Source organism: Nocardiopsis sp. TNDT3 (assembly GCF_003427465.1).
Classification (GTDB): domain Bacteria; phylum Actinomycetota; class Actinomycetes; order Streptosporangiales; family Streptosporangiaceae; genus Nocardiopsis; species Nocardiopsis dassonvillei.
The window spans coordinates 1-11,162 of the sequence record NZ_QPFC01000919.1 but is presented as its reverse complement, the minus strand read 5'-3'; the positions used below and the strand labels follow the sequence as shown (position 1 = coordinate 11,162).

Sequence of the window (11,162 nt, the reverse complement as noted above, 5' to 3'; positions counted from 1 at the left end):
GCTCCCGGCCGGGAGCCCTCCGGGACTGGGCGTCGGCCGGACCCGGCTCAGGCGGGCAGTTCCGCCTCGACCAGGTCGGCCGCGTAGGAGGTACCGCTGGCCTGGAGCCGGGCGCTGACCTCGGCGAGGCGGCGGGCGACCCCGGGGTCGGCGGTCAGCTCCAGCAGGGCCGAGCGCAGCCGCTCCGCGCTGGCCTCCCCGGTGTCGATCCTCCGGGCGACGCCGAGTTCCACCAGTCGGTCGGCGTTGTCGAACTGGTCGACGGCCTGCGGGACGGCGATCATCGGCACCCCCGTGTAGAGGCCCTCGCTGGAGCCGCCCATACCGGCGTGGGTGACGAAGGCGTCGGCCTGGCGCAGGACGGCCAGCTGCGGCACCCACGTGTGCACCTCGACGTTGCCCGGCACCTCCCCCAGCTCGGCGGGGTCCACGTACTTGCCGATCTGGAGCACCACGTGCCAGCCGGGCAGGTCCCCGAAGGCCTCCAGGCAGGCGCGGTAGAACCCCGGCTGATTGGTGAACGCCGACCCCAGGGAGACCAGCAGGACGTTGTCGGCGTCCGCCGGACGGGTCCATTCGCCCTGGTCGGCCCGGTCACCCAGGCACGGCCCCACGAAGGTCACCGTCTCGGCCACGGTGTCGGCGAAGGGCTGCATCTCGCGTGGGATCAGCGCCAGCGCCCGCTCCGGCACCCCGGCGAAGGAGGAGTGGTCGAGACCGGTGACGCCGTTGTCGGCGAGCCAGGCGTCGAGCTTGGCGTAGTGCTCCTCGGCCCCGGGCTGGGCGCGCAGCCACTTCAGGACGGTGTCCTCGTAGTCGGCCCAGGCCACGTAGGTGGGCGAGAGCTGCACGGAGGGGATGTCCCAGTTGACGGAGAGGACCCGGGCGGCGAACCCCGAGATGTCGTACAGGAACAGGTCGGGACGGTCTCCGTCGTAGGCGGCGCGCAGGGCGGGCAGCTGGTTGATCGCCTCGTCCAGGAAGATGTCCATGCCCTTGACCGGGTCGTCCGGCCAGGTGCCGTCGCCGGTGGGCAGGATGGTGGAGTAGGGGACGAGTTCGGCCCCGACGCCGGTGATGGTGTCGGCCAGCAGGGGGTCGTTGGCGTAGGTGACCCGGTGGCCCCGGTCCACCAGCTCGCGGATGACCTCCAGGCTGGGCAGGACGTGGCTCACGGTGGGGGTGCCGACCATGGCGATGTGGGCGCGGCGGTTCAAGGTGTTTCTCCAGACGGGGGTGTTCACGGGTAGGGCGGAGGGCACCGGGCCCCGTGGCGGGGCGGGTGCGCCGCGGCGGCGGTGACGCCTGTCGCTAGCCGTAGATCTGGAGGTGCATGCGCGCCATGGTAGCCAGGCGTCGAGGGATCGCGCACCTGCTTTTCGGCGCGGTCCCGTGGCCCCGGCGAAGCACTCCTTTCCACGCGGTTCCGTGGATCCGGAGAAGCGCCCCGTGGCCTTGGGGCGGCTAGCGTGGCCGTCTCCGTCAGCGCCGTCCGCCTCACAGGCCCGGCGCCGAACCGCCCCGGCCGCCGGGAAGCCGCGCGGCCCGCCCGCGCCCGCACCGGGTCCGGCCCGACCACCCCGTGGACGCGGTTCCGCCTGCGGCGCCCGGTACCCGCGCGGGACCCGGCGTCCGTCCGGTGGGCCGAGGGGCCTCAGCGGAGCTCGTCGGGGCCGCCCTCGTCACCCGGGGCCCGGTGTCTGCCGCCCGGCCGGTCGTCCCAGCCGCCGCGGTCGTCCCTGTCGTCCCACCGGCCCTGATCGTCCCCCCGGTCCGCGGAGTCGCGCTCACCCCAGCGGTCCAGGTCGTCGTCGTGGGAGGCGCGGTCGGCCCGGTCGGCGCGGTCCTCCAGGAGGTCGCCGGGGCGGGTTCCGCGGTCGTACGGCTCCTCGGGTTCCTCGGGCTCGCCGAGACCGGCGAAGGCGGGCGAGTCCTCCGGGGGCAGGAAGGCCTCGGCCGCGCCCCGGAGACGGAACCCGGCCACGGCCATGACCGCGCCGAAGATGACCGCGTACATCGCGATCACGAACATGATGGCCTGCGCGCCCTCCAGCGGCCAGAACCACAGCAGGAGCCCGAAGACGACCGAGAGCGCCCCGACGAAGACCAGCAGCCACTCGGAGCTGATGTGCGCCCGCAGGCGGATGGCGGTGACGATCTCGGCCACACCCGTGACCACGGCCCAGACGCCGACGACGAACACGAGCGCGACGATCGCCGCGACCGGCCAGAAGAGGGCGATCACCCCCAGGACGGCGCTGAGGACCGCCTGGACGACCAGCGGCAGCCGGGCGCCGACCGACGAGCGGTAGGCCGCGTACCCGAGGGCCGCGGCGTCGACCAGCGCGTAGACGCCGAAGACGATCGCCAGGACCACCAGCGTCTTGCCCGGCCAGACCAGCGCGACCAGACCGAAGAGGACCGCGGCGACCCCCCGTAGGACCACCAGCCACCAGTTCCGGCTCAGCTCACCGAGCAGGTCACCGGCCCACGCGTACCTGACCATCGTCGCCCCCTCCCGCACACGGCCCCGTCCGGTAACCGCACCCTGCCCCTTCCCCCGATGTCGCACACGGACGACAGCGATCCGCAAAATGCGGGAAAAGGCAGCCCGTAGCGGTCATACCCGGGCGTGCGGAGGGCCGAACAGCGCGGACACGGCTGTGGAGAACGCACGGGAGCGCCCGCCCCGTCTGACGCGGGCGGGCGCTCCTGTGTGCTCCGGGGGTGTGCCTGCTTACCCCTGGCCGGGGAGCCGGCGCTCGGCGGAGCCGACGTAGTGCTGGCGCGGGCGCGCGATCCGGAAGGCCGGGTCGCGCAGCTGCTCGCGGTAGTGGGCGATCCAGCCGGGCAGGCGGCCGATGGCGAACAACACGGTGAACATGTTGGTCGGGAAGCCCATGGTGCGGTAGATGACGCCGGTGTAGAAGTCGACGTTCGGGTAGAGCTTGCGCTCGGTGAAGTAGGAGTCGGCGAGCGCGGCGGCCTCGAGCTTGAGGGCGAGCGCGAACAGCTCGTCCGGGTTCTCGTCGCGGTCGAGGATCTGGCTGGCCAGAACCTTGATCTCCTTGCTGCGCGGGTCGAAGTTCTTGTAGACCCGGTGCCCGAAGCCCATGAGGCGCATCTCGCGGGCCTTGACCTTCTCCAGGAAGTCCTCGATGGAGATGCCCGAGTCGCGGATCTCCTCCAGCATCTCCAGGACGGCCTGGTTGGCGCCGCCGTGGGACGGGCCGGAGAGGGCGTTGATGCCCGAGGCCACGCTGGCGTAGATGTCGGCCTTCGAGGAGCCGACGACGCGTACGGTGGCGGTGGAGCAGTTGAGCTCGTGGTCGGCGTGCAGCACCAGCAGCATACCGACGGCCTGGTTGAACAGGTCGCCCAGCTCGCTGTCGGCGTGGACGTCGCCGAAGGTCATCCGGATGAAGTTGTCGACGTAGTCGAGCGAGCTGTCCGGGCCGATCGGCTTCTCGCCGATCGAGTTGCGGTAGATGCGGGCCGCGATCGTCGGCAGCTTGGCCAACAGCCGGATCGTGGCGAGCTCCACCTGGTCCTCGTCGCCGGGGTCGACGCTGTCGTCGTAGTAGGCGGCGAGGGTGTTCACGGCGCTGGCCATGAGGGACATGGGGTGGCCGTTGCGGGGCATCGCGTCGATGAGCGCGCCCATGTCGGCCGGGATGTCGGCGTTGTCGCGCAGCTTGTCGGCGAACTCCTTGAGCTGGTCCGCGTCGGGCAGCTCGCCGTAGATCACCAGGTAGGCGACCTCGATGAAGGTCGCGCCCACGGCGAGGTCCTCGATCGGGTACCCGCGATAGCGCAGGATCCCGGAGGCCCCGTCGATGTAGGTGATCTCCGAGCTACACGAAGCGGTGTTGCCGAACCCCGGGTCCAGGGTCGTCATCCCCGTCGACCCCAGCAGGGTCTTCAGCTCGATGGTGCGCTCACCCTCGGTACCGGTGAACACCGGCAGCTTCAGCACGCCGCCCTCGTAGTGGAGCTCCACCGTGCGCTCTTTGTCGTCTTCGCTCATGCCCGAGGTCAACCTTTCCAGGCGGGGGATACGTGAGGTGCGTCATACGCGGGGCGGTCCGCCGCCACGTTCCTGCTTCACTCGTTATTGTTCTGTTTTGTTAAACGACAGTTAAGCAAAAGCATATAAGTTTCACCGATTCACGAACAGGTGACATGCAACACATACCCACACGCGCACTGAATTACCGCCAGGTGAAGATTTACAAACTTTGCCAGCCGTCGATTACTTCGTGATCGCCCTGAGACGTCGCAGACGGAACCGGGAGGTCCTCCCGGCGCCCCGCTGCCTCCTTGTACCGGTCCCCTGGGCGGTCCGACATCCGCCCGAACCCTCCCCCTTCGGCCTGTCCTTCACAGAAGTGGACAGAGCCGGACGAAGCTCGGTGCGGCCGGGTGTCCGAACACGCCCTAGTGGCCTTCCCTCAGGGTACCTTCGCGCTGTTCACGGGGCCTGAGGCGGGGTGCCCGCGCGCTGGTGATCTTGGCCTCTGCCTGGGCCCCGGGGATCACGGCGACCCCGCCGACCGCGGCGAAGCGGGCCCGTCGTGGCAACGGACTGTGCGTGCGCCACGGGAGTTCACACCCGGCGGGCGCACAGCTCCTCCGCACCGCCGGGACGCCCTCCGGGAGGCGTTCCGCGAAGCGCCCAATTTCCCCGGGATCCGGACCCCGGCAACGACAGCGGGTAACCGATATTCACCCGGGGTAAACGGCCCGGGCGCGCTTTGCCGTAAAGGGCGGCGGCCCGGACCGAAGGAACCGGTCCGGGCCGCGGCGCGGCCGGGGGGTCTCGCCGCCCGGGGCCTCACTCGGCCTCGTCGACGCCTCCGGCCAGCAACGGCTCCATGAACAGCGTCGGGTGGTCGCGCTCGATCACCCTCAGACGCCACTTGTTGTGCACCAGCACCAGAAGCTCGCCGTCGCCCCGTCGCCGCAGCACCTCCGCGCCCGACAGGGCGTGCAGGGCGGGAGCCGACTCGGCGTCGGTGCGCCGCGCCACGGAGTAGTCCAGCGGCGAGGCCTCGATCGGGGCCCGGAACTCGTGCTCCATGCGGTGCTTGACCACGTCGAACTGGAGGGGGCCCACCGCCGCGAGCACCGGCGCCTGCTCACCGCGCACGTCCGAGGACAGCACCTGCACCACGCCCTCGGCGTCCATCTGGGCGATGCCGCGCTGGAACTGCTTGTACTTGCTCGCGTCCTTGGCCCGCGCCACCACGAAGTGCTCGGGGGCGAAGCTCGGGATCGGCGGGTAGGACACCTTGGGGCCGTCGTAGAGGGTGTCGCCCACGGCCAGCGCCTGGGCGTTGACCAGCGCGATCACGTCTCCGGGGTAGGCCGTCTCGATGGTGGTGCGGTCGGATCCGAACACCGCCTGGGTGTACTTGGTGGCGAACGGACGCCCCGTGGGCGCGTGGGTGAGCACCATGCCGCGGTCGAAGCGGCCCGAGCTGATGCGCACGAAGGCCATCCGGTCCCGGTGGTTCTTGTCCATGTTGGCCTGCATCTTGAACACCTGGCCCGAGAACGGGTCGGCCACGGCGCGCGGGCGCTCGCGGTCGTCCTCCTTGGGCCCGGGGGCCGGGGCCAGGCCCACCACGGCCTCCAGCAGCTGACCGACCCCGAAGTTGGGCAGCGCGGCGCCGAAGAGCACCGGGGAGGACTCCCCCGCCAGGAAGGACTCGGCGTCGAAGTCGGCGCCCAGCGCCTCCAGCAGCTCGATCTCCTCCTGGGCCTGGACCCAGGCGTCGGCCTCCACCTCGGCGGCGCGCTCGGGCTCCAGCACCTCCTCGATGGCCTTGTGGGCCCCTCCCGGGGTGCGCGACATCTTGGTGTAGACGCCCTCGCGGCGGTCGATGAGGCCGCGGAAGTCCCCGGCGATGCCCACCGGCCAGTTCATCGGGGTGGGGCGCAGCCCGATGCGCTGCTCGATCTCGTCCAGCAGCTCCAGGGGCTCGCGGCCGGGGCGGTCCCACTTGTTGACGAAGGTGATGACCGGCATCTTCCGGGCCCGGCACACGTCGAAGAGCTTGAGCGTCTGCGGCTCCAGGCCCTTGGCCGAGTCCAGCAGCATGATCGCGCAGTCCACCGCGGACAGCACCCGGTAGGTGTCCTCGGAGAAGTCGGCGTGGCCGGGGGTGTCCACCAGGTTGAGTACCCGGTCGTCGTAGTCGATGCGCAGCGCGGCGGAGGTGATGGAGATGCCGCGGTCCTGCTCCATCTCCATCCAGTCCGAGGTCACGCCCTTGCGGTCGCCCTTGCCGTGCACGGCGCCCGCCGAGGAGATCGCGGCGGCGTGCAGCGCCAGGGCCTCGGTCAGGGTGGACTTTCCGGCGTCGGGGTGGGAGATCACCGCGAACGTCCGCCGCCGGGAGGCCTCGCGTACGACCTCAGACTCCTGCTTGGTGGCGCCCGCCGTGTCCACGCTCATTTCCGCTGTCCGATCCGCCTCGTGTGACTACCCGTTTCCCGGCCCACCAGCCTACGCTCGTCGGAGCGCCGCCCCGACCGCGCGGGCCCGGCCCCTTGGACTCCCTACGCCTTCGCGGGTCCCTCGGCCCCTTCCACCCTCTCCGGTCCCTCGGGCCCCTCGGACTCCCGGACGGCCTCGGCGACACGGCGGAGCAGCTCCTCACGGCCGGTGCCACCGGGGTAGACCGCCACGAGCACCCGGTCGCGCCGAGGCTCCGGCGCGGTGCGCAGCATCGGCTCGGCGGCCCGGCGGACGAACTCCATGGCCTCGTCGAAGCGCGCCCACACCTCTCGGACGTCCTGTTCCGGGCCGCGCAGCCACCCGCGCAGGACGTGGTTGTGCGCCGCGATGAGCGACGCCGCCACCACCCCGGCGGCCAGCGAGCGGTCAGCGCCTCCCCCGCGCCGCGCCAGGTAGCGGCTGAAGGCGGCCTGGTAGCGGGCGGTCATCGCCACCTCCCGGTCGCGCAGGCGGGCGTGGGCGCGGACCAGGCGGTAGCGGGGCACGGTGATCTCCGGATCGCCCAGGTACCCCTGGAGCACCAGCCGGGTGGCGGAGAGGACCGACGTCAGCGGGTCGTCCGGGGAGGCCTCCAGGAAGCCCTCGACCGTGGCGAACAACTCGTCGTGCTCGGCGAAGAGGATGTCCTCCTTCGAGCCGAAGCGGCGGAACAGGCTGCGTCGGCTCACGCCCGTGGCCGCGGCGATCTGGTCCATCGTCGTGGCCTCGAAGCCGTCCCCGGTGAACAGCCGCACCGCGGCCAGCACCACAGCGCGGGTGTCCCCGCGCGCCTGACCGCCCCGGCCTCCCGAGTTCTCCATGGGCCGCACCCCCTTCGTCCGGTGTCTGGGAGGGCTGTGCGCCCCCATCTGTGTACTTCATCCCTTCCACCCCCTATCCTGGCACTGGATGCCAACGAATGGCACGCGGTGCCATCTCCCGGGACCGCCGCCAGGGGAGGAATGCAGATGAGCGACTTCGACCTGTTCAGGACCACCGAGGAGCACGAGGAGCTGCGCGAGGCCGTACGCTCCGTCGCCGAGGACAAGATCGCCCCGCACGCGGCGGAGGTGGACGAGAGGAGCGCCTTCCCCCAGGACGCCCTCGACGCGCTGGTGGCCACGGACTTCCACGCCCCGCACATCGCCGAGGAGTACGACGGTGTGGGCGCCGACGCCCTGGCCACCTGCATCGTCATCGAGGAGGTCGCCCGCGTGTGCGCCTCCTCCTCCCTGATCCCCGCCGTCAACAAGCTCGGCACCATGCCGCTGATCCTGGGCGCCTCCGAGGAGGTCAAGCGGCGCTACCTGCCCGAGGTGGCCAGCGGCGAGGCGATGTTCTCCTACGGCCTGTCCGAGCGCGAGGCCGGTTCCGACACCGCGAGCATGCGCACCCAGGCCGTCGCCGACGGCGACGGCTGGATCCTCAACGGCCAGAAGTCCTGGATCACCAACGCCGGGGTCAGCAAGTACTACACGGTGCTGGCGGTGACCGACCCCGAGGGCGCGCGCGGCCGCAACGTCTCCGCCTTCGTGCTGCACGCCGACGACGAGGGCTTCACGCTGGGCGAGCCCGAGCGCAAGCTCGGCATCAAGGGCTCCCCCACCCGCGAGCTGTTCTTCGACAACGTGCGCGTCCCCGGCGACCGCATCGTCGGCGCCCCGGGCGAGGGCCTCAAGATCGCGCTGCGCACCCTGGACCACACCCGCGTCACCATCGGCGCGCAGGCCGTCGGCATCGCGCAGGGCGCGCTGGACCAGGCGGTGGCCTACGTCAAGGAGCGCAAGCAGTTCGGCAGGCACATCGCCGACTTCCAGGGCGTGCAGTTCATGCTCGCCGACATGGCGATGAAGCTGGAGACCGCGCGGCAGATGGTCTACGTGGCCGCCGCCAAGTCCGAGCGCGGCGACGACGACCTGCCGTTCTACGGCGCCGCCGCCAAGTGCTTCGCCTCCGACGCCGCCATGGAGATCACCACCGACGCCGTGCAGCTCCTGGGCGGCGCGGGCTACGTGAAGGACTTCCCCCTGGAGCGCATGATGCGCGACGCCAAGATCACCCAGATCTACGAGGGCACCAACCAGATCCAGCGCATGGTGATGGCCCGCCAGCTGCTCAAGTAGAGGCCCGGGAACACGGGAAGACCCTGCTCACGGCCGGTCTCCGCGGAGACGCGGGCCGTGGGGCGGGGTCTTTCCGTGCGGTGCGCCGTGCCCTCGCGCGAGCCCGCCGGAAGCGGGCTGTTCCGGCCGTGCTCCGCCGGGAGCGCGCGGGCCCCGTCCCACCGCGCGCCGGTCGCCCGGCGCGCGGCCGGGGCCGCGTGGGGCCCGGCTCTCAGGAGCGGGAGGTCAGAGCGTGGCCTCGCGGACGAAGCGGCCCAGCGGGATGGGGTCGCGGCCGAGCGCCGCGCGCACGTCCTCGGTGACCTCGGCCGCCCTGCCCCGGACCGCGGCGGCGAAGCGCTCGTTGAGGGTGTCGATGAAGCGGTCGTTCCACCCCCGGTCCGCGGCGCGGAAGTAGAAGCCCGCCTCGTCGACGGCCTTGAACCGCCACACCGGGCTCTCGGTGCCCCGGGTCTGCTTGACCACCTCGCGGAAGGTGAGCGGCTGCGGTCCCGTGAGCGTGTACTCCCTGCCGCTGTGGTCGTCCAGCAGGGCCGCGACGGCGGCGTCGGCCACGTCGCGGGCGTCCACGAAGCTGACCTCGGTCCTCTTCTTGACCGGCAGTTCGAGGCGGCCGTTGCGCGAGCGCGCCAGACCGGCGAACATCCCCTCGGTGAAGTCCTGGAAGAGCCAGTTGGACCGCAGCACGGTCCACCGGCCGAACAGGTCCCTGGCCCGCAGCTCGGCGACGCGCTGGTCGGAGTCCGACGGCGCGTACTCGCTGCCCATGGCGGTCAGGACCACGGCGTTGACGGCCCCGGCCGCGGCGGCCCTCTCCAGGAACCCGGCGACCCGGTCGCCCAGCGCGCTCCCGACCGGTGTCACCACGAGGACGTTCTTGACGCCGTCGAGGATCTCGTCCCAGTTGGAGGTGTCGGTCCAGTCCAGACGGGTCTTCGAGGTGCGGGACGCGCCCGTCGCGGGCAGGCCGCGACTCCTCAGCTGGGTGAGGACGCGGCGGCCCACCATTCCGGTGGCTCCGGTGACCAGAGTGCTCATCGTCTACAAGGTACCGACGCGCGGACCGGACGCGAACCGTCCTCGCCGCGTCGGGCCCGGCGCGGACCCGCGCGGACCGGTCCCGTCCTCAGGCCCGGCTCCGCGGCCGCCGCGCCTCCATCCCCAGGGCCAGGACGGCGCCGACGGCGGCCACGGCCAGGTTGGCGAGCACCTCGTGGCCCTCGAAGGCCGCCACGCGGGGCACGACGAAGCGGTTGAACGAGTTGAGGACCACACCCAGGAACGGCTGGTACCAGAGGTGGTCGACGGCGCCGCTGACACCGACGAGGACGAGCAGGACGCCGACGCCCTGGATGACCTTGCGCATACCCCCGACGCTAGAGCCAGGGCGCGCGCGGCGCATCGGCCGACCGTCCAGCCCCGACCGGGCGCGCGTCGGCCGAACGGCCGAGGGCGCTCGTCCCGCGCCCCGCCCGCTCCCGCCCTCCGGGAACGGTCCCGAACGTAGACTGCACGGCGATGAACGCTATGGCCGGGCGGTGCGGCGCGCGCGACTGGATCGTGGACTCCTCCATCTTCCTGATCGCCCTCCTCTCCGTACTGATGAACGCCGCCGAGTTCCCCCACCTGCCCGTCCGGGAACCGGTCCTGCCCGTGTGGCTCAAGGCCGCCGACGCGGCCCTCTCCCTGCTGGCCTGCCTGGCGCTGTGGTGGCGGCGGCGCTGGCCGGTCCAGATCGCCGTCGTGCTCGTCCTGTACTCCGCCGTCTCCGGTCTGGCCTCGGGCGCGATGCTCATCGCCCTGTTCTCCCTGGCCGTGCGCCGCCCGCCCCGCACCAGCCTGGCGGTGTACGGGCTGAGCGTGGGCGCCTCGCTCGTGCACGCCGCGCTGTGGCCCGACCCGCACGCCCCGTTCCTGGTGATCCTCCTGCTGGGGGCCGCCCTCCAGGGCGCCGTGACCGGCTGGGGGCTCACCGTCCAGCACCGGCGCGAGCTGGTGGAGTCGCTGCGAGACCGGGCCCTGCACGCCGAGACGGAGGCGCAGCTGCGCGCCGAGCACGCCCAGCACCAGGTCCGCGAGGCCATGGCCCGCGAGATCCACGACGTGCTCGGGCACCGGCTGTCGCTGCTGAGCGTGCACGCGGGCGCCCTGGAGTACCGGCCCGACGCCCCCGCCGAGGAGGTGGCCCGGTCGGCGAAGGTGATCCGCGAGAGCGCCCACCAGGCCCTCCAGGACCTGCGGGAGGTGATCGGCGTGCTGCGCGCGCCCGTCGGGGAGCTGCCGCAGCCGACCATGGCCGACCTGCGGCAGCTGGTGGAGGAGGCCGACGAGGCCGGGACCCGGGTGGAGTTCGTGCAGGAGTGCGCCGGGACGGTCCCCGAGCGCACCGGGCGCACCGCCTACCGGATCGTCCAGGAGGGGCTGACGAACGTGCGCAAGCACGCCCCGGGCGCCACCACGCGCGTACTGGTCCGGGGAGCCCCGGGCGACGGCCTGCTGGTGGAGGTGGGCAACGACCCCTCCCCCGGCGCCCCTCC

General features: G+C 72.0%; 9 protein-coding genes. 2 read left to right on the top strand and 7 right to left on the bottom strand.

Translation table 11 applies throughout. From position 1 onward, the window contains the following. Positions 1 to 47: 47 nt before the first annotated feature. The 5 genes from DQW06_RS21720 to DQW06_RS21700 form a co-directional block, all read right to left on the bottom strand. Positions 48 to 1,193, bottom strand: a complete 1,146-nt coding sequence (locus DQW06_RS21720) for a macrolide family glycosyltransferase (RefSeq protein WP_197724925.1) — start codon at positions 1,191 to 1,193, stop codon at positions 48 to 50. Positions 1,194 to 1,654: 461 nt separating this feature from the next. Next, positions 1,655 to 2,506 carry an HdeD family acid-resistance protein gene (locus DQW06_RS21715; RefSeq protein ID WP_013155405.1) on the bottom strand — a complete coding sequence of 284 codons (852 nt, stop codon included), beginning with the start codon at positions 2,504 to 2,506 and terminating at the stop codon, positions 1,655 to 1,657. Between the two features lie 231 nt (positions 2,507 to 2,737). Then, positions 2,738 to 4,027, bottom strand: a complete 1,290-nt coding sequence (locus tag DQW06_RS21710) for a citrate synthase (protein WP_117199201.1) — start codon at positions 4,025 to 4,027, stop codon at positions 2,738 to 2,740. 807 nt (positions 4,028 to 4,834) lie between these two features. Further along, the gene (locus DQW06_RS21705) at positions 4,835 to 6,460 is read right to left on the bottom strand and encodes a peptide chain release factor 3 (RefSeq protein WP_013155407.1); all 1,626 of its coding nucleotides are present in this window, start codon (positions 6,458 to 6,460) and stop codon (positions 4,835 to 4,837) included. Between the two features lie 104 nt (positions 6,461 to 6,564). Further along, a complete protein-coding gene (locus tag DQW06_RS21700; protein ID WP_071622931.1) occupies positions 6,565 to 7,323 on the bottom strand; it encodes a TetR/AcrR family transcriptional regulator in 759 nt (252 codons plus the stop codon). Positions 7,324 to 7,470: 147 nt separating this feature from the next. Between DQW06_RS21700 and DQW06_RS21695 the strand changes: the two genes are divergently transcribed. Continuing rightward, entirely contained in the window at positions 7,471 to 8,625 is a 1,155-nt protein-coding gene (locus DQW06_RS21695) for an acyl-CoA dehydrogenase family protein (protein ID WP_013155409.1), read from the top strand. Positions 8,626 to 8,850: 225 nt separating this feature from the next. Here the strand turns inward: DQW06_RS21695 and DQW06_RS21690 are convergent, their stop codons facing one another. Beyond that, on the bottom strand, positions 8,851 to 9,663 hold the full coding sequence (locus tag DQW06_RS21690) for an NAD-dependent epimerase/dehydratase family protein (RefSeq protein WP_013155410.1): 813 nt from the start codon (positions 9,661 to 9,663) through the stop codon (positions 8,851 to 8,853). 88 nt (positions 9,664 to 9,751) lie between these two features. Next, positions 9,752 to 9,991, bottom strand: coding sequence for a hypothetical protein (locus DQW06_RS21685; protein WP_041552921.1), 240 nt, complete (start codon positions 9,989 to 9,991; stop codon positions 9,752 to 9,754). Positions 9,992 to 10,152: 161 nt separating this feature from the next. On the opposite strand from DQW06_RS21685, the gene DQW06_RS21680 reads away from it, so the two are divergent. Further along, positions 10,153 to 11,162: sensor histidine kinase (locus DQW06_RS21680; RefSeq protein ID WP_117199200.1), on the top strand; the 1,010-nt coding region annotated here is incomplete at its 3' end.